The organism is Leeia sp. (genome assembly GCF_041909055.1).
Taxonomy (GTDB): Bacteria; Pseudomonadota; Gammaproteobacteria; order Burkholderiales; family Leeiaceae; genus Leeia; species Leeia aquatica.
In genome coordinates, this window is record NZ_JAYREC010000003.1 from 235,226 (window position 1) to 255,107 (window position 19,882).

Genomic DNA, 19,882 nt, shown 5'->3' on the forward strand with positions numbered 1-19,882 from the left:
ATGCGCACACTGCTCGTCATAACCCGAGGAGTGCGTCATGAGTGTGACACCCGATACCCCCGCCCCGCTGGAAGCCACCCTGGAACTGCTAGGGCTTCCCGCTGCCGAGCTGGCTCAGAGCCAGCCCCAGTTAATGCAACACCTCGGCGAGCAGTGTCGCGCCTGCCCACAAGGGCAACAATGTGTGGACGATCTGGCGCACGACCGCGTAGACCAAACGCTGGAACCCTTCTGCCCTAATCGCGATACCTTGCAGACGCTGGCCCAGCTGCGTTGACGGGGCTCAGGCCAGGCGCTTGCTCATGTGCTGCAGGCGGGATTGGTAGCCACATCGCTGGTAAAGCCCGATGGCATGCTGGTTGAACTGGAATACGTCCAGCCGCATTTCCTGTGCGCCTTGCTCACGTGCCCAGTCATCGACCTGTTGCAGCAAAGCATGGCCGATGCCCTGCCCTTGCCATGGCAGCAACACCGCCACGCTCTGGATCTGGCATGCCAGCATCGGCTGCAGGTGCGGCATGCTGCGTTCATCCAGCAAGCGTGCTACCAGTAAGGCCACCACTTGGCCATCCACCTGCCACAGCCAGAATGCCCCCTCCCCCGCCTCCTGCCGCTGTAGCCGAAGCTGCCAGAACTCGGCATCCCGCATCGGGTCCGTCACCGCGGTGAACAATTCGGGTGCCGCCTGATGGTGCTGTGCTTGCAACACGGCACCCAGCTGGCAAATCACCGGCAAATCGGCCCATGTGGCCCGTCGCACCCTGCCCGGCGGGCTCATTCGCTCAGCAGCCATTGCAAGGCCTGTTCCTCATCATAGAAGTAGCGCAGCATTCCCCCGGCATTGCGGACCGCCGTTTCCATGAAACGCACCTGCTCCGCCCAGGCCGGATCTTCCACCACCGCCATCCGCCGGCGGCGGCGCGGCAAGGGCAGGCTGTGCAGCAACACATAGCTGTCCGCCAGCGACAATCGCCCTCTCAACTGCCGGTTATCCACCCGGACCCGATCCGGGTCCAGCTTGTCCAGCACGTGATAGAACACCTGCATCATGTTCTGGGTGTGCGGCAAGGTGGATTCGGCCAGCATGGTCACCTGCAGCCAGCCCGCTTGCTGCTGATACCGCAACAAGGGCTGGCCGGTGTCATCCCGGCAGGTCTGGATATCCTGATCAGACTGCATTCAATGCGCCGCCTCCCAGCTGGGGCCCAGGCCTACTTCCGCCAGCAGCGGCACCCGCAAGCTGGCCACATCGGCCATCAGCTGCGGCAGCGTCTGCTGCACGCGCGCGACCTCAGCATCCGGCACTTCCAGCACCAGCTCATCGTGTACCTGCATCACCAGACGGCTTGCCAACTGCTGCTCGCTCAACCAGCGGTCCACCGCAATCATCGCCAGCTTGATCAGGTCTGCCGCCGTGCCTTGCATCGGCGCATTGATGGCTGCGCGCTCCGCACCCTGCCGGCGCATTGGGTTGGCGGCCTGAATTTCCGGCAGCCACAGACGGCGACCGAACACGGTCTCGACATAGCCTTGCTCGCGCGCCTGGCTGCGGGTGCGCTCCATATAGTCCTTCACCCCTGGATAGCGCTGAAAGTAACGGTCGATAAAACCTTGTGCCGTGCCACGGTCGATTTCCAGCTGGCTGGCCAAGCCGAAGGCGGACATGCCATAGATCAAGCCGAAGTTGATGGTCTTGGCGTAACGGCGCTGGTCGGACGATACCGCCTCAGGGCTAGTGCCAAACACTTCTGCTGCGGTTGCCCGATGCACGTCCAGGCCCTCGGCAAACGCACGCAGCAGGCCGGGATCTTCCGACAGGTGCGCCATGATGCGCAGCTCGATTTGCGAATAGTCCGCACTCATCAGCACATGGCCGGCTGGCGCAATGAAGGCCTCGCGGATACGCCGCCCTTCGGCGGTACGCACCGGGATGTTCTGCAAGTTGGGGTCGTTGCTGGCCAGCCGCCCGGTCACCGCCACCGCTTGCGCATAGTTGGTATGTACCCGTCCGGTCTGCGGGTTGACCATCAAAGGCAGCTTGTCGGTGTAGGTGGACTTGAGCTTGGACAGGCTGCGGTTTTCCAGCAGCAGCTTGGGTAAGGGGTAATCCAGCGCCAGTTTCTGCAGCACTTCTTCGTCGGTGGAGAAGCCGCCGCTGGCGGTTTTCTTCACGTCTTTGGTCGGGATGCCCAGCTTGCCAAACAGGATTTCCTGCAACTGCTTGGGCGAGTTCAGATTGAACGGTTGTCCGGCCAGTTCATACGCCTGTTGCTCCAGTTGCAGCAGGCGCTGGCCCAGCTCGTGGCTTTGCCGTTGCAGCAGCGCCGGGTCCAGCAACACGCCATGACGCTCCATGCGGAACAGGATCTCAGCCACCGGCAGCTCCAGCTGGCGATATACATAATCCAGCGAGGCTTGCCGCTGCAGCTCAGGCTGAAACTGTTGCACCAGCCGCAGGGTCACATCCGCATCTTCGGCCGCATAGCGGGTGGCATCTTCCACGCTGACCTGCGCAAACGGAATCTGCTTGGCGCCTTTGCCGCAAATGTCTTCGTACTTGATGGTGGTGAGGTCCAGGTATTTGCTGGCCAGATCGTCCATATTGTGTGGCTCATTGCTGGCCAGCACGTAGGATTGCAACATGCTGTCGTCCACCACACCACGCAGGGTGATGCCATGGTTGGCAAAGATGTGGCGGTCGTACTTGAGGTTTTGCCCCACCTTGGGTGACGCCGGGTCCTCCAGCCAGGGCTTCAGCAGGGCCAGCACCTCGTCCATGGGCAATTGCTGAGGGGCGCCCGGATAGTCATGTGCCAGCGGCAGATAGGCGGCTTCGCCCGCCTGCACCGAGAACGAGATGCCGACCATGCGGGCGGTCATGCCGTCCAGACCCGTGGTTTCGGTATCCAGCGCCACCATGGGGGCTGCTTGCAGGCGTTGCAGCCAGCGTTGCAACTGCCCGAGCTCGGTGATGCAGTCGTACTGACACTCCGCCGGAGCCGCAATGGCTGCCGTCGCCACTGCAGCCGCCTCAACGGCTGCGCCCACCAGTGGGCTGGCGGCAGAAGCTTCACTGTCCAGCTCGCGCACCCAGCTCTTGAATTCGCACAGCTGGAACAAAGCCTGCAAGGCGGCCACATCCTTGGGTTGTGGTTGCAGCGCATCCCAGCCGGGCGGCAAGGCCACATCGCATTTGATGGTGATCAGTTGCCGCCCCAAGGGCAGCCATTGCAGGCTGTCGCGCAGGTTCTGCCCGACCACCCCGCCAATCTCATCCGCACGAGACATCAGGGTCGCCAGATCGCCATACTCGCTCAGCCATTTGACCGCGGTTTTGGGGCCACACTTGGGCACACCGGGTACATTGTCGACACTGTCGCCAATCAGGGTGAGGTAGTCGATGATGCGATCGGGCGGGACGCCAAACTTGCCGATCACGCCGTCGTGGTCCAGCATCTCCTCGGTCATGGTATTGACCAGGGTGATATGCGAGGTCACTAGCTGCGCCATGTCCTTGTCGCCGGTAGACACCACCACCTGCATGCCTTCTGCGGCGGCCCGCTGCGCCAGGGTACCGATCACATCGTCGGCTTCGACTCCTGGCTCTACAATCAGCGGCAAGCCCATGGCGCGGATAATGTCGTACAAAGGCTCGACCTGCGGTCGCATCTGGTCCGGCATCGGTGGCCGATGCGCCTTATACTCCGAATAGAGGTCATCGCGGAAAGTCTTGCCTTTTGCGTCGAACACCACAACGGTATAATCAGCCGGCTGTTCTTTCAGCAAGCGACGCAGCATGCTTACCACGCCCTTGATGGCACCGGTCGGCAAGCCGCTGCTGGCCCGCAGATCGGGCAAGGCATAAAAGGCGCGGTAGAGATAGGATGAACCGTCGACCAGTACCAGCTTTTTCATGGGGTTCGAGACTTTCCGGCATGCGGCCACCTCACCCCGCGGACCTGAACAGGCCCGCCCAGAACGGATTTGGAGGTTGCCAATGAGTTTGAGGGACAAGCTACCGAAGGTAGTCGATCCGCGCGCGCAGAACAAGCCCTACTCCGCCAAAGAATCATGGCGGCTGATGGAAATCATGTCCGAATTTGTGGACGGCATCGAGCAGCTGACCAAGGTGCTGCCTGCCGTCAGCATTTTTGGCTCCGCCCGCACCAAGCCGGAGCACCCGTATTACCAGCTGACGGAGGACATCGCACGCCGCCTGTCGGATTCCGGCTTTGCGGTCATCTCCGGTGGCGGCCCCGGTATCATGGAGGCGGCCAACAAGGGTGCTTTCGCCGGCACCTCGCCCTCGATTGGCCTCAACATCCTGCTACCCCATGAGCAGGGGGGTAATCCGTATCAGGATGTCAGCGTCAACTTCAAGTTCTTCTTTGCCCGCAAGGTGATGTTCGTCAAGCACGCCACCGCCTACGTGGTGATGCCGGGTGGCTTTGGCACGCTGGACGAACTCTCCGAAGCGCTGACCCTGATCCAGACCGGCAAGGCCAAGAAGATTCCGGTGATCCTGGTGGGCCGCAGTTTCTGGCAAGGCTTGCTGGACTGGTTCCAGAGTACGCTGGTGGGCGAGAAAATGATCAACCCGGAAGACATGGATCTGGTCAAAGTTACTGACGACCCGCAAGAAGTGGTCGACATCGTCTTCAACCATTACGAAGCGCGCAGCCGGGGCCAAACCCTGGCCGAGCGGGCCTCGACTTTTTCACTGTGAGGGCGGGCATGCGCACTACCCTGATCGCGGCCAGCTTAGGCCTGTTCCTGCAACTGGCAGGACCTGCCGTGCACGCCGCTGAGCCCTTGCCGCCCGGCTTGCAGCCGCTGCCGGATGTGCCCCCTCCGCTGGTCAATATTGATCCGGACAATGAGCCCGAAGTGACAGTCGTCCAGAAAGGCGACGTCAGGGAAGAGCAATTCCGCATCCGGGGTCGGCTCTACATGATCAAGATTACCCCGGCCAACGGCAGCAACAGCTATTACCTGGTCGACGACAAAGGCAGCGGGCAATTCCAGCGCCGTGACCGTGTTGATGTTAATCTGCAAATCCCCCGCTGGGTGGTGATGGAATTCTGATCCACCCTTTATCCGAGCCTGAATCCTTATGTCTGTTTTTACCCCTGTCAGCGAAGCTGAACTATCCGACTGGCTGCGCGCCTACACCCTGGGGCCCCTGCGGGAGCTGAAGGGCATTCTGGCCGGCATCGACAACAGCAATTTCTTTGTCACTACCGAGGGAGATCGCTCCGGCAACTGGCCCGATCAGACCCACTTTGTGCTGACCCTGTTCGAAAACCTGAAAGCCGAGCAGTTGCCCTACAATCTGGAGCTGATGGAGTTCCTGTCTCAGCAAGGCCTGCCTTCCCCCGCTCCGATACGGGATCGCAACGGGCAGTATCTGGGTGAGCTCAATGGCAAACCAGCCGCACTGGTGGTGCGACTGGATGGCGACTGGACCGAGCGGCCCAATGTGGCGCAATGTGCGCAGGTGGGCGGCTTGCTCGCCCGCATGCATCTGGCGGGGCAAGCCTACCCGCAGCAACGCGAGAATACCCATGGCAATGCCTGGCGTATCCGCACCGCCATTGCGGTGTCCCGCTTCCTGACCCCTGCCGAACAAGGGCTGATGGAGAACGAGGTCGCCCTGCAAGCCACCTTTGACCGCAGCGAATTACCCACGGGGGCAATCCATGCCGATCTGTTCCGCGACAACATTCTGTTCGTCGGCGATACCGTCAGCGGGGTGATCGACTTCTATTTTGCCTGCACCGACCTGCTGCTCTACGATGTGGCCATCACCGTCAACGACTGGTGCATGGGTAATGATTACCGGTTTGATACCGCCCGCCTGCAAGCCTTCTTGCAGCACTATCACGCCACCCGGCCCTTTACTGCCGCCGAAGCCGAAGCCTGGCCGATGATGCTGCGTGCAGCCGCCTTGCGATTCTGGTTGTCCCGGCTGTACGATTACTTCCTGCCGCGTCCGGCTGAGATGAACCAGCCGAAAGACCCACGGCATTTCCATCGCATTCTGGCCCAGCATGTGCGGGAAACCCCGCCCTTGCCGGTTTGAGGAACCCGCTCCACATGGCCGACTTTCTGATCGAACTGCAACAGCACCGCGATTATCTGTATCGCTACGCCCTGTTACAGCTACGCGATCCGGATCAGGCGGAGGATGTCACCCAGGAAACCCTGCTGGCCGCCGTTGAGCAGAAATCCGGTTTTGCCGGTAAATCCAGCCTCAAAACCTGGTTAACCGGCATCCTCAAGTTCAAGATCATTGACGTGATCCGGGCCCGCAGCCGCGAACCGCTGGCCAGTGAAGAGCAGCAGCTGGCGCAAGAGGGGCTGGGCGAGCTGGAAACCTTGTTTGATGAGCGCGGCCATTGGGCGACCCCCAATGTGTCTGACTGGAGCAAGCCCGAGCACGCGCTGAGCAACAGCCAGTTCTGGCAGTTGTTTGAATGGTGTCAGCAGCGGCTGCCGGTCAAAACTGCGCAGGCCTTCATGATGCGCGAGGTCATGGGGCTGGAGATTGCAGAAATCTGTAAGGCGCTGGAGGTGACAGCGACCAATTGTTCAGTGCTGTTATACCGGGCCCGCATGGGGTTGCGTACCTGTCTGAATGAGAAATGGTTTGATGGTGAAGCCCGAACCGCGTAGCTGCCGCAAGGCCACTGAATTACTATCCCGCTCGCTCGACCAGCCGCTGGGTCTGGGGGAACGTTTCTGGCTGCGCTGGCATCTGGGGCTGTGCAGCAGCTGCCGCAACTTCCGGCAACAGCTAGGGCACCTGCGTACCTTCTCCCACCACTTGCCGGACCAAGACCGGCAACCGCCGGAATCATGACGCTGCGGTCCCTCTGCGCCCGGCTCTGCCTGGGTGTGTTGCTGCTGAGCCCCTTGTGGCTGAGCGCACGGCCTCTGGTGCTGGTTTACAGCGTCATGCCGCCACTACGCTACACCGATGTGCATGGCCGACCTGCGGGACCTTATATCGACCTGATCCGGGAGCTGGGGCGGGAAATGCAGATCCCGCTGCAGATTCAGGAATGCCCGCTGATGCGCTGTCTGAAACTGCTGGAAATTGGTGAAGCCGATGTCTCCATCGGTTTGCGTGCCACCCCCGAGCGGGAGCAATTCCTCTATTTCCTGACCCCGCCGTTTGCCTGGGGCAGCAATACCGCCTTCTATCAGCGCCGTGATGACACGCAGCCGATCCGGCAGCTGAGCGATCTGAAAGGGCGTTGTATCGGCGTGGTGCTGGGCAGCCAGTTCTCCAGCGCCTTTGATAACGACACCAGCCTGTGCAAGGACACCACCGGCAGTGCCTACAACAATTTCCGCAAGCTGGTGTTTGGTCGGCTGGACGTGGTTGCCGTGCCCTCTGCACAAGGGGATTACCTGCTCAGCACCCCGGAGTTTCATGGCAAACTGGTGCGGGCACCCTACGCCATGGAATCCTCCGCTCCACGCCAGATCAGCCTGTCGCGCAACTCACCCTGGTTTACCCGCCGTGCTGAACTGGAGACGGCGCTGCGGCAGATCCTCAAGTACCCGCGTGTGCAACAGCTGGTCAATAACGTCAGTGATCCGAAGAAGCAGCCGGACATCGCACCGGATGCCCAGCCTCAACTACGCTGACCCGCGCGCCTGCAAGCATTGTTGCAGACCGGTTTGCCAATCCGGCAAACGTATCGAGAATACCTCAGCCAGCTTGTCGCAGCTCAACCGCGAATTGGCGGGCCGGCGGGCCGGTGAGGGGAAGTCTTGACTGGTGATCGGCCGTACCGGCGTACTGAACCCGGACTGTGCCATGATGGCCGAGGCGAAACCACACCAGCTGGTTTCCCCGCCATTGACCAGATGGTAGATGCCTGCACGCTCACCCAGGGTCGTCGGCGACACCTGCACCAGCACTTGCGCCACAGCCTCCGCTATATGGCGGCTCCAGGTCGGTGCACCGACCTGGTCTGCCACCACCGCCAGCTCGGGTTTTTCCGCGGCCAAACGCAGCATGGTCAACATGAAGTTGCGCCCCCGGTTGCCATACACCCAGCTGGTGCGAAAGATCAGCGCTGCCGCGCCACTGGCCAGAATGGCCTGCTCACCGGCGTGTTTGTCCGCGCCATAGGCATTGAGTGGCTGACAGGGGTCGGTTTCCCGGTAGACCTGCTCGCCCTCACCCGCAAACACGTAGTCGGTGGAGAAATGCACCAAGCCACAGCCCAGTTCACGAGCCAGGCGGGCCAGCTCACCCGGCAAGGCGGTGTTGAGCCGCTGAGATAACTCTCGCTCGGTTTCCGCCTTGTCTACGGCGGTATAAGCCGCCGCATTCACAATCCAGCGTGGCTGGCACCCTCGAACCGCCGCCGCCACCGCAATAGGATCCAGCAGATCCAGCTCCGTGCGCGTCGGTGCCCAGACCTTGCCGAGGGTCGACAGGGTACGCGCCAATTCAAAGCCCACCTGCCCAGTCACCCCGGTCAGCAGGATGTCGGCAGTCATCACGGCCACGGCTTTGCCTCCGCCCAAGTGGGCGCATCGAGATCTTTGCCAGACAACAACGGCGTCAGCCCTTCCAGTGGCCAATCAATCGCCAGGGTTGGGTCATCCCAGCGGATATAACCTTCATGCTCGGGTGCGTAGTAGGCCGTGGCTTTGTAGAGGAAATCCACCGTTTCGGAGAGCACCAGAAAACCATGCGCAAAACCGGGTGGGATCCACAGTTGTCGATGGTTCTCTGCACTCAGCTCCACCCCCACCCATTGCCCATAGGCGGGAGAATCACGCCGCAAGTCTACCGCCACATCGAACACGCAACCAGACGTCACCCGCACCAGCTTACCCTGCGCAAAGGGCGGGAGCTGATAATGCAAGCCGCGTAGCACCCCCCGGCTGGAACGGGAATGGTTATCCTGCACAAAGGCACCGCTAAAACCGGTCGCCGCTTCAAAACGCTGCTGGTGAAAACTCTCCATAAAGAAACCGCGTGCATCGCCAAATACGCGTGGCTCCAGAATGTATACATCAGGCAAGCGGGTCGGAATCAGCTGCATGTCACACCGCCCCGACCAGATCCAGCAAATACTGCCCATAGCCGGTCTTTTTCAGCGGCTGTGCCAGCCGCACCACCTGCGCGTCATCGATATAGCCCATGCGCCAGGCAATTTCTTCCGGGCAGGCGACCTTCTGGCCAGTACGCTTTTCGATGGTGGCAATGAATTGGGAGGCTTCCAGCATGGACTCATGCGTGCCGGTATCCAGCCAGGCGTAACCCCGCCCCATGCTGGCCACTTCCAGCTGCCCCTGCTGCAGGTAAAGTCGATTCAGATCGGTGATTTCCAGCTCGCCTCGTGCGGAAGGTTTCAGGCACCGTGCCATTTCAACCACTTGGGCATCGTAGAAGTACAGGCCGGTTACCGCATAGCGTGACTTGGGCTGTGCCGGTTTTTCTTCAATACTGACCGCCTGCCCTTGCGCGTCAAATTCGACCACCCCATAGCGCTCCGGGTCATTCACGGCATAGGCAAACACGGTTGCACCCTCGGTTTTTTGTGCGGCGTACTGCAGTTGCACCGCCAAATCTGCGCCGTAGAAGATGTTGTCACCCAGCACCAGTGCCGAAGGCTCCTGCCCGACAAAATCCGCTCCCAGGATGAAGGCTTGTGCCAAACCATCGGGTGAGGGCTGTACACAGTAGCTGAATCGAACACCCCATTGACTACCGTCGCCCAGCAGTGCCTCAAAGCGGGGCGTGTCTTGTGGGGTGGAGATGATCAGGATGTCGCGGATCCCCGCCAGCAGCAGCGTGCTGAGCGGGTAGTAAATCATCGGCTTGTCATAGATGGGCAGCAGTTGCTTGGATACCGACAGCGTGGCCGGATACAGCCGGGTACCGGAGCCCCCCGCAAGGATGATGCCTTTCATGCCTGATCTCCATATTGGGTTTGCAGCCATTGGCGGTAAGCGCCACTTTGCACCCGCTGCAGCCAAGCCTCATTGGCCAGGTACCAGTCCACTGTTTTGGCCAGCCCGGTCTTGAAGGTTTCTTCCGGCTGCCAGCCCAGCTCGTCCCGCATACGACTGGCGTCAATGGCATAGCGGCGGTCGTGGCCCGGGCGGTCCGCCACAAACTGAATCTGCTGTCGATAGGATAGCCCATCCGCCCGCGGACGACGTTCATCCAGCAGCTGGCACAGGGTCTCGACCACCGACAGATTGGTCTGCTCATTACAGCCGCCGATGCAGTAGGTTTCCCCCAGTTGCCCTTGTGACAGCACCCGCGCAATGCCTTTGCAATGGTCCAGCACATACAGCCAGTCGCGTACGTTCAGCCCATCACCATAAACCGGCAGCGCCTCACCTGCCAGCGCCTTGCACAGCATGAGCGGGATCAGCTTTTCCGGGAACTGCAGCGGTCCATAGTTGTTGGAGCAATTGGTGGTCAGTACCGGCAGACCATAGCTGTGATGCCAGGCTCGCACCAGATGGTCACTGGCGGCCTTGGAGGCCGAATAGGGGCTATTGGGTGCGTAGGGCGTACGCTCATGGAAGGCAGCCGCCTCAGGCGTCAGCGAACCGTACACTTCATCGGTCGAAACATGCAGAAAGCGAAATACGGCATGACCTTCCGGTGGCAGCGTCTGCTGGTATTGCCGTGCGGCTTCCAGCAAGGTGAAAGTCCCGACGATATTGGTGTCGATAAAGTCGCGTGGCCCCAGCAGGGAGCGATCAACATGGCTTTCAGCAGCGAAGTGCACAATGGCAGCAGGTCGATGCGTGCGGAACAAGTCGGCCAGCAACGCGGCATCACCAATATCGCCCTGCACAAAGGTAAAGTCAGGATCGCCGCGCAAGGGGTCTAAACTGGACAGGTTGCCCGCATAGGTGAGCTTGTCCAGCACCACCACCGGCTGGCCCAGTACTTGCCGCGCATACAGGGTGAAATTGGAACCGATGAAACCGGCTCCGCCGGTGACTAGCCAGGGGCGACGTGACACAGCGTCTCCTCAATCATGGATTCTACGGTCACACACAACGCACCATCACAAGGTGCGGTATCAGGCGTCCCGCTCAATGGACAACAGCGCCAGCTGCCGCAGCTGATCTCGGGTTTCGCTGTCCGGCACTCCCTGCAGGCAGGCAATGGCGGCTTCGACCTCACCCATGGCCACCTCCCGCGCGCTGGCCACCGCACCGGTCTCCTGCATCAGCTCCAGCAAGCGAGGCATGATGCCCAAGTCGCCCGCCACGATCGCGGCTTTCAACCCCGGCAATTCCGCTTCCGGCGCACGGCGCAGCGCGTAAATCACCGGCAGGGTCAGCTTGCCTTCGGCCAGATCGTCTCCGGCGTTCTTGCCGATGGTCTGCGCATCACCCGAGTAATCCAGTACGTCGTCGATGATCTGAAACGCAGTACCCAGGTGCATGCCGTAGCGCGCCAGGCTCTCCTCCTGCTCCACCGACACCCCGGCGAGCACCGCACCCAGACGGGCAGCCGCCTCGAACAGCTTGGCCGTCTTGTACTGGATGACCCGCAAGTAGTCCGGCACATCAATATCGGTGTTTCCGATATTCATCAACTGCAACACTTCGCCTTCGGCGATCAGGTTGGTGGCATCCGCCAGGATTTCCTGCACCCGCATCTGGCCGACGGTCACCATCATCTGGAAACTGCGCGAGTACAGGAAGTCCCCCACCAGTACGGCAGCGGCATTGCCGAACATGGCATTGGCCGTCTGTTTGCCACGGCGCAGACCGGACTCATCCACCACGTCATCGTGCAGCAAGGTGGCGGTGTGGATCAGCTCCACTACGGCAGCCAGCACATGGTGATACTGCCCCGGGTACTGGCAGGCACGGGCCGTCATCAAGGTCAGCAAGGGACGCAGGCGTTTGCCACCATTGCCAATAATGTATTCGGCCACCTGGTTGACCAACACCACCTCGGAACCAAGGTGGGAGCGGATGCAGGCATCCACCGCCTGCATGTCAGCCGCGAAACTCGCGCGCAAGGTCTGGAAGGAAATCGGTTGGGCAATCACAACACAAGCCAATCAGTCTGAGGGTTTGCGCGCCAGTGTACCGCAAAACGGCCCATCTGGCAGCGCACCCACGGCGCACCCATAAAAACCGTTGACAAATCAGTGACTTTCAGGAAAAATGTCGCGTTCCACATTCTGGCAGCCGCATTGCCGGGCGTGGAATAGCTTAATTTGAAGAATCCAGAACTGGAGCTCGTTTATGTACGCGGTCGTAAAAACCGGTGGCAAACAGTACAAAGTTGCCATTGGCGAAAAACTCAAAGTAGAACAGATACCGGCAGACATCAACAGCGAAATCGTACTCGAAGAAGTGTTGCTGATCGCCGATGGCGAGAAGGTAGCGGTCGGTACGCCGCTGATTGCTGGTGCCTCGGTGAAGGCCACCGTGCTGTCCCAAGGTCGTCACGACAAGGTTCGCATCTTCAAGATGCGCCGTCGTAAGCACTACCAGAAGCGTCAAGGCCATCGTCAGAACTACACCGAACTGCAAATCACCGCCATCAACGGCTAAGCAGACGGTCAGCACAGGAGTAAACTCTCATGGCACACAAAAAAGCAGGCGGTAGCTCGCGCAACGGCCGCGACTCGCATTCCAAGCGTCTGGGCACCAAGGCCTACGGCGGCGAACTGATTTCCGCTGGCAGCATCATCATCCGCCAGCGCGGCACCCAGTTCCACGCTGGCGAAAACGTCGGCATGGGCAAGGACCACACCCTGTTCGCCAAGGTGGACGGTCGTGTGGCTTTCGTGACCAAGGGTCCGCTGAAGCGCAAGACGGTGACCGTGGTTCCGGCCTGATCCGAGCCTCGCACCGCAAAGCCCTATTCGCTTGAATAGGGCTTTTTTTCTTCCTATGCTGCCACAGGCAGCCAGGCAAGCAGGAACAACATGAAATTCATTGACGAAGCCCGTATCGAAGTCCAGGCCGGCAAAGGCGGCAACGGCTCCGCCAGCATGCGCCGTGAAAAGTTCGTGCCGCGCGGCGGCCCGGACGGCGGCGACGGCGGTCGCGGCGGCAGCATCATTGTGGTGGCGGATGAAAACGTCAACACCCTGGTCGACTATCGCTTCGTCAAACACTACCGTGCCCGCAACGGTGAAAATGGCCGTGGCGCCGATTGCTACGGCAAGAGCGCGGAAGATGTCTATCTGCGCATGCCGATCGGCACGGTCATTTCTGATCGCGAAACCGGCGATCTGGTGGCCGATCTGACCCACCATGGTCAGGAAGTGGTGCTGGCCCGCGGCGGCAAGGGGGGACTGGGCAACCTGCATTTCAAGTCCTCCACCAACCGTGCCCCACGCCAGTTCACCCATGGTGAGGAAGGCGAGCAACGGGAGCTGATGCTGGAGCTGAAGGTGCTGGCCGATGTGGGGCTGCTGGGCATGCCCAACGCCGGCAAGTCCACCTTCATCCGCGCCGTCTCTGCGGCACAGCCCAAGGTGGCCGACTACCCATTTACCACGCTGCACCCCAATCTGGGTGTGGTGCGCATCGACCACGACCGCAGCTTCGTGATGGCCGATATTCCGGGCCTGATTGAAGGTGCCGCCGAAGGGGCCGGGCTGGGGCATCGCTTCCTCAAGCATCTGGCCCGCACCGGCGTGCTGCTGCATCTGGTCGACCTCGCCCCGTTCGATGAGAGCATCGACCCGGTGCAGGAAGCCCGTGCCATCGTGGAAGAACTGCGCAAATACGATGAAGCGCTGTACCAGAAGCCACGCTGGCTGGTCCTGAACAAGCTGGACATGATCGCGGAAGATGAGCGTGACGCCAAAGTAGCCGACTTCCTCACCCGCTTCGAGTGGCCCGCCAACCCGGACCCGCTGGCCGCTTTTGACCCACAGGCCGCCCGCCACTTTGTCATTTCCGGCCTCACTGGCGAAGGCACCCGTGAACTGACCTTTGCCATCATGGACTACCTGGAAGCGACCCGGCCACAGCACCAGGCTGCTGAAGGCGAAGCAGCCCCGGTAGAGCCGGAGCCGTGGGACCCGACCAAGAGCTGAGCCTGACACCTGAAAACCCGCCTGCTGGCGGGTTTTTCATTGCTGGGTTTACTCGCAGAACCACACTGAGCAAGCGTCCCAGTGGCGCGTGAAGATTCCTTCACGCCATTCCCCATACATTCCTTTGGCATGACAGCACCCAGCCCCTACACTGCTCAGTAGTGATATTGGAGCCCTGCATGACCCCGAACCGCTTTCACCTGACTGGACTGGGTGTAACCTTGGCCATTGGCATGGCCAGTGCGGCCTTCATCCTGGGCTATCAAGCCCGGCAGGCGGCCACCACCGGCCAGCAGAGCATCGAGGTCAAGGGCTTGGCCGAGAAACCGGTGACCGCCGATCATGGCGAGCTGGCGCTCACCCTGTCGGGACAAGGCGCCACCCTGCCGGAAGCACTGGCGGCTCTGCGCAAACAGCGCCCGCAGCTGGAGCAGTTCATCCAGCAGCACCAGTTTCAGAAGCCGGATATCGAAGTGGATAACGAAAGCTTTGAGCCGGTCTACAAAAAGGACGACGAAGGTCGGCAGACCGAGCAGCTGGACTACTACCTCGCCCGGCAGAGCTACACCCTGCACAGCAAGGATGTACAGCGCATTGCCCGTACCGAACACGATGTATTGCAGCTGCAGGAAGCCGGCTTGCCGGTCAGCCATGAGCCGGCAGCCTATCTGGTCAGCAATCTGGAGCAGGTCAAGATGTCGCTGATCGGTGCCGCCACCGACAATGCCAGCAGCCGCGCACAAGAGTTTGCCCGCCACGGCAATGTAACGGTCGGCAGCATGCGCTCGGCCTCACAGGGTGCGTTTTACATCCTGCCCGCCAACGGTCAGAACGACAACAGTGACGACTATGGTGGCGTCTACGACAAATCCACCATCAACAAACTGGCCCGCGTGGTAGTGACCGTGCGCTATAACCTGAACTGATTTCGCTTCATCCACCTCTCCTCTCGGCCCGCCATGACAAGCGGGCAATTCTGGGCCGCAAGCAGTATAATGCGGCCTGATTTTTTTGCAGCAGCCCCATGAGCGACCTTGTTTCCGGCCTGCCGGAGTTTTTCAGCACCGATCTGCCGCCTGGCGAATTGCCGATGCTGCGCCCGCTGCTGGCAGCGCGCCCCCTGCTGCAGGCCTTCATTGCCCTGTTCCGTGGCGGTGAAGAAGAGGTGATGGTGCGGCTGCTGGTACTGCGCGAGATTGGCGCACGCGCCGACCTGCCCCGCTGGTCACCACAAGCGCTGCAGCAGCAGTTCAGCTATCTGAATCCGGTCAAGCTCGATACCGTGCTCAAGCGCCTGCGCGAGCATGATCTGCTGATCTGGGACAGTGACAGTGGCGATTACGCCCTGTCCGAGCAAGCCCGCGCCGCCCTCGCCGCCCTCTCTACCCTGTTCAGCTTTGCCAGCGACCCCGATCAGGAACTGGATTACCTGACCTCGCAAGTGGCCGCCGGTCAGGCGGTGGGCAAAGTGTCGGAAGAGGCGCTGCGCCATCTGCTGGGTGGCCTCAATACCCTGCACCAGGAATTCACCGACGCACTGGAGTCCCAATCTGAATTCCGCATCCAGGCCGCACAGGGCAAGCTGGAGCGGGTGTGGCAGAGTGTGGAGAAAGCCACCGCCGTGGCCCGTACCGTCTACAGCGACGAAGAGCAACCCGTCAGCATCGTGCACACTGCGCAGGCCATCTCGCTGGCACAGAGCCGCATGCTGGCGCTGACCGGCACCTTCAAGCGCCGGCTGGCGCAATTGCAGCAGCAGCGGGTGCATCTGGGACAGAGTGGCCTGACCACCCGCGATATCTCCGCCTGGCTGCAACAGCAAAGCCAGGCCCGGCTGGCCAACCTGCTGGAAGCACTGTTACCCGCATTGCCGGATACCGCTTTCCTGACCAGCGATGAGCTGCTGGATGTGGCCGAATTCGAACTGATCGACCGCGACCGCCCGCAAACACTGGCCACCAGTCTGCCGCCGGTCGAGACCGCCCCCGATGCCGACGCCCCCACCGTGGAGCGCCTGATTGCCGCCGAGCGTCTGTTTGAGCGTTTGCAGGCAGTGCATAGCGATACCCGCCTGCTGGACGCGGTGCTGACGGACAGCTACGCCACCACCGCCTATCGCCTGTCCCTGCTCTCTCTGCTGGGCGACCCGGAAACGGCGACTGACCACAGCGTGGTCGCGCAGCTGGCCCGGCTTCCCTTGCAGCTGGACAGTGATGGCCGCATTGAAACTGTCACCGACCACCATGCTATCGAGAGCATCAGCCATGGGCTGCTGCGCCCGCTGAACCCTACTGACGAGTCAGCATGAACGATTCCCTTGCTACCTTGACCGCGCGCCTGCTGGCGCATCGCGTCATTCCCCGTCAGGACCCGCTGGCCCGCCGCGCCCTGACCGATGAGCGCTTCCGCGCCGAGCTGGATGCCCGCCTGGCTGCCGTTGGCCTGCGCCTGCTGGAAAATCCCTACTCGGAATACATCGCACTGGCGCTGCTGGGCGCACAGGAAGCCGCCGTTTTCGGGCAGGACGATGTCTGGCAATCGAATAACCTGGGCCTGCCGCGCGATGCCATCGCGCTGCTGGTAGTACTGTGGGCGCTGATCATCCTGCCCAAGCGACAGCGCCAACACGCCCGCCGCAGCAAGGAGCAGGCCGACCAGCAAGACATGTTTGGCAGTGACAAGCCGCTGCCGCACGGCGATGAGGTGTCCACCACCCTGTCGGAAGAGGCACTGTTCGCCGATTTCGGCAAACTGCTGGGTGGCAAGACCCGCATGAACCTGAACCTCGGCCTGCTGACACGGCTGGGCTTCATCCAGCGCCGCCAGAAAGGCATAGGCGAAGGCCCGCTGCTGGACCTGGCGCTGGATTACAGCAAGCTGGCCCCGCGCATCATCGACGGCGCACTGGGCGACGTGCTGCGCGAGTTGGGCCGCAGCCTGCCGGACCAGCCCGGCCCGCAGGTCGACGACGAACCGGAAGACGAGGACGCCTGATGTTCCGCATCCTGCAACTGGACATGATTCACTGGGATTTCTGGCAAGGCGTGAGCGTGCCGCTGGATGCCCAGATTGTCACCATCATCGGCCCCAATGGCTCCGGCAAGACCACGCTGCTGGACGCGCTGCGCACCATGCTGGCGCTGGACTGCTCCGGCCGCCGTGACTACAAGCGCTATGTGCGCAATAACAAGACCCCTTTCGCCTGGTTGCGTGGCCGCGTCGCCAACCCGCGCACCAGCGGCTTGTTCCCCTACCCGTTCTGGCCACACCAAAGCCCGGAAGTGACGCTGTTTTGTCGCATCCGCAAGCAAGGCGGTGACTGGGTGCGGCAATACGCCATTGCCGACGGTGACGTGCCGCTGAATGAGGACAGTGAATCGACGCTGGAATGGCTGGGCGTGCAGGAATACCGGCGGCGGCTGGAGCAGGCCGGGCTAACGCCCGCCATTGCCAAGGTACTGGCGCTGGAGCAAGGTGATACCGACAAACTGTGCGAGTACAGCCCGAAAGCCTTGCTGGATCTGGTTTTCCAGGTCTTTGGCGACAAAGCCGTGCTGGACCACTACGCCGAAGCCAAAGCCCAGCAACAGCAGGTCGAACACGAGCTGGAAGAGCTGGACCGTGCCAGCAAGGCGCTGGAGCATGAGGCCGCCACTGCCAGCCAGCGTGCGGACAAGTATCTGGAATGGAAACGGTTGTCGGACGATCTGCTGACACTGGACAGCGAAGTGCTGCCACGCATGCGGCTGGAGGCCCAGTATCAAGACCTCAGCCAGCGCTGGAAGGACTATCGGCTGCCCTGGCATACCCTGCGCGAGCAGGGGCGGCAGGCACACGAGCTGGAGCAACAGCACATCGAGCTCACCCAGCGCCTGAAACAGGCGCAGAGCGCGGTCGAGCAGGCCGAGCGTATCGAACGTGATGCACTGCGCCACCTTACCGAACTGCAGTCGCACGCCCAGCAGCACGAAGAGCTGCTCAAGCTGCGCGACCGCTTGACCCAGCTCGCCAAGTCGCACCCCGGCGCCGACCAGCTGGCCGATCAAGTGACAGACCTGCGCAACCAGCTGCGCCAGTGCAACAAAGAACGCGAGCAGCTGCTGTCGCGCCGCGACGAGCTGAACGCCACGCTCACTTCCTTGCAGCAGACCGGGCAAATGCCGCTGCCGCGTGAGGTGAGTGAGTTCCGTCGCATGCTGGACAGCGAAGGCATTGCGCATGACCTGCTGGTCGACATCGTCGATATTGCCAACCCTCAGTGGCAGGCCGCCATCGAAGGCATCTTGCGCGGCAACCGTTATCTGGTGCTGCTCAAGCGCAGCAGTGACCGTCGCCGTGCCCGCGAGCTGGCGCAGCGCGCCCGTTATCGCCACTTCATCGTCGACGAGCGTGAGCCGGTCGGCACGGCCAAACGCGGCAGCCTGCTCGAAGCCATCCGCTTCAATGCCGATGCGCCGGGCTGGCTGGTCGAGCAACTCAATCGCATCAGCCGGGTGGACAGTGTGGCCGACGGGGAGACCGTACAGGGCGACTGGATCACCCCGGATGGTTACTTCAAGGAACGGCGTGGCAGCCGCCACATTGGCGTCGAAGCCCACGACTACTGTCTGGGTACCGGCGTCAAGAAACAGCGCGAGCAGGCGGTCCACCGTGAGCTGGCCGACCTGCACGAGCAGGACATGGCACTGCAGCGCCGCATCAGCGCACTGAATCGTGAGCTGTCACCACTGCAGCAGATGCTGGATGGGGTGGACGCGGCCCATCAGCTGGCCCTGCGCACGGATGACTTCGCCACCGCCGAAGAAGCCTTGGCCAGCATGGCCCAGCTGCGGCAGGACGCCGGGCAGGCACTGGCCACCGCGCAGGACATTACCCGGCTGGAACGTGACGCCTGCAACGCGCTGGACAAGCAACGCGATGGCGTACGCCGCCAGCAGTACACGCTGGAAGCCAGTCTGGAAGAGGCGCGCCGCCTGCTCACCCAGCGCCGCCTGCAATTGCGTGATCTGCTGACCCAGCTGCGACAAGTGCGCCATGGCATGCCTGCCAGCTGGCTGCTGGCAGACGCCCGCCGCACCCTGTGCGAGCAATATCAATCGCTGGAGCAGGTGCGCGCCCAGATCAAGGTGGAGCGGGACCGACTGGATGCCGGTCTGGCGCGCGGCGAGTGGATTACCGATGAAACCGTGCTGCTGCGGCGAGACAAGCTGCAACAGCTGCTGCAGGAGCGCCAGCAGCAGCTCGACGCCATCGGCATCTCGCTGGCCCGCGCCCGTACACTGACCGAAGACGCACGCGGTGCCTACATCAACAAGCTGAAGTCCACCGTGCGGGCCTATGGCCGCAATGTGAAGCAGCTGGGTGCGCTGGCCGGCATCGAAGTGGAAAGCGAGTTGCCGCATCTGGACAACGACGATCTGGTGCTGGCACAGGCCGGGCTGGTGGTGAAGTTCAACTTCGACCAGAAGGGCATGATGGGGCTGAACGATGGCGAAGCCTCCGGCGGCCAGCAGGTGATGAAGTCGCTGATCCTACTGATCGGGCTGATGATGAACGACAGCCAGCCCTCCGGCTTTGTGTTCATCGACGAACCGTTCGCCCACCTGGACATCTTCAACATTGACCGCGTGGGTGCCTTCCTCAAGGCCACCGAGGCGCAGTACCTGATCACCTCGCCCAACACCCACAACGTCAACATCTTCGAGCCCTCTGAACTGACGCTGACCACCCGCAAGAAGCGCCCCGGTGAAAGCTGGGCACCACCGCTGCTGCAGACACGCCGCAAGCGGGCCGCATTGGCGCGTTAAGCCAGG

Annotated in this window: 22 protein-coding genes; 14 read left to right on the forward strand and 8 right to left on the reverse strand. The window is 61.7% G+C overall.

Annotated features, from left to right (window positions below):
- The first annotated feature begins 37 nt into the window (after nucleotides 1-37).
- Nucleotides 38-277, forward strand: coding sequence for a hypothetical protein (locus ACE3O2_RS09975; protein ID WP_168877903.1), 240 nt, complete (start codon nucleotides 38-40; stop codon nucleotides 275-277).
- A 6-nt stretch (nucleotides 278-283) separates the two neighbouring features.
- Here ACE3O2_RS09975 and ACE3O2_RS09980 read toward each other — a convergent pair whose 3' ends face one another.
- The 3 genes from ACE3O2_RS09980 to polA are packed head-to-tail and all read right to left on the reverse strand — an operon-like array spanning nucleotide 284 to nucleotide 3,915.
- Nucleotides 284-793, reverse strand: a complete 510-nt coding sequence (locus ACE3O2_RS09980) for a GNAT family N-acetyltransferase (RefSeq protein WP_374337088.1) — start codon at nucleotides 791-793, stop codon at nucleotides 284-286.
- Nucleotides 775-1,179 (reverse strand): STAS/SEC14 domain-containing protein, encoded by a 405-nt coding sequence (locus tag ACE3O2_RS09985; protein ID WP_374337090.1) that lies wholly within the window; start codon nucleotides 1,177-1,179, stop codon nucleotides 775-777. The genes ACE3O2_RS09980 and ACE3O2_RS09985 overlap by 19 nt, the downstream gene beginning before the upstream one ends.
- On the reverse strand, nucleotides 1,180-3,915 hold the full coding sequence (gene polA / locus ACE3O2_RS09990; protein ID WP_374337092.1) for a DNA polymerase I: 2,736 nt from the start codon (nucleotides 3,913-3,915) through the stop codon (nucleotides 1,180-1,182).
- An 82-nt stretch (nucleotides 3,916-3,997) separates the two neighbouring features.
- Between polA and ACE3O2_RS09995 the strand changes: the two genes are divergently transcribed.
- The 6 genes from ACE3O2_RS09995 to ACE3O2_RS10020 are packed head-to-tail and all read left to right on the forward strand — an operon-like array spanning nucleotide 3,998 to nucleotide 7,656.
- Entirely contained in the window at nucleotides 3,998-4,726 is a 729-nt protein-coding gene (locus tag ACE3O2_RS09995; RefSeq protein ID WP_168877907.1) for a TIGR00730 family Rossman fold protein, read from the forward strand.
- Nucleotides 4,727-4,734: 8 nt separating this feature from the next.
- Nucleotides 4,735-5,085 (forward strand): DUF2782 domain-containing protein, encoded by a 351-nt coding sequence (locus ACE3O2_RS10000; protein WP_374337095.1) that lies wholly within the window; start codon nucleotides 4,735-4,737, stop codon nucleotides 5,083-5,085.
- A 28-nt stretch (nucleotides 5,086-5,113) separates the two neighbouring features.
- The gene (locus ACE3O2_RS10005) at nucleotides 5,114-6,082 is read left to right on the forward strand and encodes a homoserine kinase (protein ID WP_374337097.1); all 969 of its coding nucleotides are present in this window, start codon (nucleotides 5,114-5,116) and stop codon (nucleotides 6,080-6,082) included.
- Nucleotides 6,083-6,096: 14 nt separating this feature from the next.
- Nucleotides 6,097-6,675, forward strand: coding sequence for a sigma-70 family RNA polymerase sigma factor (locus tag ACE3O2_RS10010; RefSeq protein ID WP_374337099.1), 579 nt, complete (start codon nucleotides 6,097-6,099; stop codon nucleotides 6,673-6,675).
- The gene (locus ACE3O2_RS10015; RefSeq protein WP_374337101.1) at nucleotides 6,653-6,862 is read left to right on the forward strand and encodes a zf-HC2 domain-containing protein; all 210 of its coding nucleotides are present in this window, start codon (nucleotides 6,653-6,655) and stop codon (nucleotides 6,860-6,862) included. The genes ACE3O2_RS10010 and ACE3O2_RS10015 overlap by 23 nt, the downstream gene beginning before the upstream one ends.
- Nucleotides 6,859-7,656 carry a substrate-binding periplasmic protein gene (locus tag ACE3O2_RS10020; protein ID WP_374337103.1) on the forward strand — a complete coding sequence of 266 codons (798 nt, stop codon included), beginning with the start codon at nucleotides 6,859-6,861 and terminating at the stop codon, nucleotides 7,654-7,656. The genes ACE3O2_RS10015 and ACE3O2_RS10020 overlap by 4 nt, the downstream gene beginning before the upstream one ends.
- On the opposite strand, the gene rfbD is transcribed toward ACE3O2_RS10020, so the two are convergent.
- Genes rfbD through ACE3O2_RS10045 form a run of 5 tightly spaced genes read right to left on the reverse strand, consistent with a single transcriptional unit; the run spans nucleotide 7,648 to nucleotide 12,059 of the window.
- On the reverse strand, nucleotides 7,648-8,520 hold the full coding sequence (rfbD, locus tag ACE3O2_RS10025) for a dTDP-4-dehydrorhamnose reductase (RefSeq protein ID WP_374337423.1): 873 nt from the start codon (nucleotides 8,518-8,520) through the stop codon (nucleotides 7,648-7,650). The genes ACE3O2_RS10020 and rfbD overlap by 9 nt on opposite strands.
- Nucleotides 8,520-9,071, reverse strand: a complete 552-nt coding sequence (gene rfbC / locus ACE3O2_RS10030; protein WP_374337105.1) for a dTDP-4-dehydrorhamnose 3,5-epimerase — start codon at nucleotides 9,069-9,071, stop codon at nucleotides 8,520-8,522. Before rfbC ends, rfbD begins: the two co-directional genes overlap by 1 nt.
- A gap of 1 nt (nucleotide 9,072) precedes the next feature.
- A complete protein-coding gene (gene rfbA, locus ACE3O2_RS10035) occupies nucleotides 9,073-9,942 on the reverse strand; it encodes a glucose-1-phosphate thymidylyltransferase RfbA (RefSeq protein ID WP_374337107.1) in 870 nt (289 codons plus the stop codon).
- Complete coding sequence (rfbB, locus tag ACE3O2_RS10040) at nucleotides 9,939-11,015, reverse strand: dTDP-glucose 4,6-dehydratase (RefSeq protein WP_374337109.1); 1,077 nt, start codon at nucleotides 11,013-11,015, stop codon at nucleotides 9,939-9,941. The genes rfbA and rfbB overlap by 4 nt, the downstream gene beginning before the upstream one ends.
- 60 nt (nucleotides 11,016-11,075) lie before the next feature.
- Complete coding sequence (locus ACE3O2_RS10045) at nucleotides 11,076-12,059, reverse strand: polyprenyl synthetase family protein (protein WP_374337111.1); 984 nt, start codon at nucleotides 12,057-12,059, stop codon at nucleotides 11,076-11,078.
- A 199-nt stretch (nucleotides 12,060-12,258) separates the two neighbouring features.
- Between ACE3O2_RS10045 and rplU the strand changes: the two genes are divergently transcribed.
- The 7 genes from rplU (at nucleotide 12,259) to ACE3O2_RS10080 (ending at nucleotide 19,876) form a co-directional block, all read left to right on the forward strand.
- The gene (gene rplU / locus ACE3O2_RS10050) at nucleotides 12,259-12,570 is read left to right on the forward strand and encodes a 50S ribosomal protein L21 (RefSeq protein WP_168877916.1); all 312 of its coding nucleotides are present in this window, start codon (nucleotides 12,259-12,261) and stop codon (nucleotides 12,568-12,570) included.
- A gap of 29 nt (nucleotides 12,571-12,599) precedes the next feature.
- Nucleotides 12,600-12,857: a 50S ribosomal protein L27 gene (gene rpmA / locus ACE3O2_RS10055; protein ID WP_168877917.1), complete on the forward strand. Its 258-nt coding sequence runs from the start codon at nucleotides 12,600-12,602 to the stop codon at nucleotides 12,855-12,857.
- Nucleotides 12,858-12,947: 90 nt separating this feature from the next.
- Nucleotides 12,948-14,069 (forward strand): GTPase ObgE, encoded by a 1,122-nt coding sequence (gene obgE / locus ACE3O2_RS10060; RefSeq protein ID WP_374337113.1) that lies wholly within the window; start codon nucleotides 12,948-12,950, stop codon nucleotides 14,067-14,069.
- A gap of 179 nt (nucleotides 14,070-14,248) precedes the next feature.
- The gene (locus ACE3O2_RS10065; RefSeq protein ID WP_374337115.1) at nucleotides 14,249-14,995 is read left to right on the forward strand and encodes an SIMPL domain-containing protein; all 747 of its coding nucleotides are present in this window, start codon (nucleotides 14,249-14,251) and stop codon (nucleotides 14,993-14,995) included.
- A 98-nt stretch (nucleotides 14,996-15,093) separates the two neighbouring features.
- The gene (locus tag ACE3O2_RS10070; protein WP_374337117.1) at nucleotides 15,094-16,377 is read left to right on the forward strand and encodes a hypothetical protein; all 1,284 of its coding nucleotides are present in this window, start codon (nucleotides 15,094-15,096) and stop codon (nucleotides 16,375-16,377) included.
- Nucleotides 16,374-17,063, forward strand: coding sequence for a hypothetical protein (locus ACE3O2_RS10075; protein ID WP_374337120.1), 690 nt, complete (start codon nucleotides 16,374-16,376; stop codon nucleotides 17,061-17,063). Before ACE3O2_RS10070 ends, ACE3O2_RS10075 begins: the two co-directional genes overlap by 4 nt.
- On the forward strand, nucleotides 17,063-19,876 hold the full coding sequence (locus tag ACE3O2_RS10080; protein ID WP_374337122.1) for an AAA family ATPase: 2,814 nt from the start codon (nucleotides 17,063-17,065) through the stop codon (nucleotides 19,874-19,876). The genes ACE3O2_RS10075 and ACE3O2_RS10080 overlap by 1 nt, the downstream gene beginning before the upstream one ends.
- Nucleotides 19,877-19,882 lie beyond the last annotated feature (6 nt).

Excerpts from the sequence above, each read along its gene's own strand:
- ACE3O2_RS10075 (WP_374337120.1), top strand. The coding sequence starts at position 16,374 with ATGAACGATTCCCTTGCTACCTTGACCGCGCGCCTGCTGGCGCATCGC.
- ACE3O2_RS10005 (WP_374337097.1), top strand. The coding sequence starts at position 5,114 with ATGTCTGTTTTTACCCCTGTCAGCGAAGCTGAACTATCCGACTGGCTG.
- ACE3O2_RS09980 (WP_374337088.1), bottom strand. The coding sequence starts at position 793 with ATGGCTGCTGAGCGAATGAGCCCGCCGGGCAGGGTGCGACGGGCCACA.
- ACE3O2_RS10070 (WP_374337117.1), top strand. The coding sequence starts at position 15,094 with ATGAGCGACCTTGTTTCCGGCCTGCCGGAGTTTTTCAGCACCGATCTG.
- rfbC (WP_374337105.1), bottom strand. The coding sequence starts at position 9,071 with ATGCAGCTGATTCCGACCCGCTTGCCTGATGTATACATTCTGGAGCCA.
- ACE3O2_RS10015 (WP_374337101.1), top strand. The coding sequence starts at position 6,653 with ATGGTGAAGCCCGAACCGCGTAGCTGCCGCAAGGCCACTGAATTACTA.
- rpmA (WP_168877917.1), top strand. The coding sequence starts at position 12,600 with ATGGCACACAAAAAAGCAGGCGGTAGCTCGCGCAACGGCCGCGACTCG.
- rfbA (WP_374337107.1), bottom strand. The coding sequence starts at position 9,942 with ATGAAAGGCATCATCCTTGCGGGGGGCTCCGGTACCCGGCTGTATCCG.
- ACE3O2_RS09995 (WP_168877907.1), top strand. The coding sequence starts at position 3,998 with ATGAGTTTGAGGGACAAGCTACCGAAGGTAGTCGATCCGCGCGCGCAG.
- obgE (WP_374337113.1), top strand. The coding sequence starts at position 12,948 with ATGAAATTCATTGACGAAGCCCGTATCGAAGTCCAGGCCGGCAAAGGC.
- ACE3O2_RS10020 (WP_374337103.1), top strand. The coding sequence starts at position 6,859 with ATGACGCTGCGGTCCCTCTGCGCCCGGCTCTGCCTGGGTGTGTTGCTG.
- ACE3O2_RS09975 (WP_168877903.1), top strand. The coding sequence starts at position 38 with ATGAGTGTGACACCCGATACCCCCGCCCCGCTGGAAGCCACCCTGGAA.
- ACE3O2_RS10000 (WP_374337095.1), top strand. The coding sequence starts at position 4,735 with ATGCGCACTACCCTGATCGCGGCCAGCTTAGGCCTGTTCCTGCAACTG.
- polA (WP_374337092.1), bottom strand. The coding sequence starts at position 3,915 with ATGAAAAAGCTGGTACTGGTCGACGGTTCATCCTATCTCTACCGCGCC.
- rfbD (WP_374337423.1), bottom strand. The coding sequence starts at position 8,520 with ATGACTGCCGACATCCTGCTGACCGGGGTGACTGGGCAGGTGGGCTTT.
- ACE3O2_RS09985 (WP_374337090.1), bottom strand. The coding sequence starts at position 1,179 with ATGCAGTCTGATCAGGATATCCAGACCTGCCGGGATGACACCGGCCAG.
- rplU (WP_168877916.1), top strand. The coding sequence starts at position 12,259 with ATGTACGCGGTCGTAAAAACCGGTGGCAAACAGTACAAAGTTGCCATT.
- ACE3O2_RS10010 (WP_374337099.1), top strand. The coding sequence starts at position 6,097 with ATGGCCGACTTTCTGATCGAACTGCAACAGCACCGCGATTATCTGTAT.
- ACE3O2_RS10065 (WP_374337115.1), top strand. The coding sequence starts at position 14,249 with ATGACCCCGAACCGCTTTCACCTGACTGGACTGGGTGTAACCTTGGCC.
- ACE3O2_RS10080 (WP_374337122.1), top strand. The coding sequence starts at position 17,063 with ATGTTCCGCATCCTGCAACTGGACATGATTCACTGGGATTTCTGGCAA.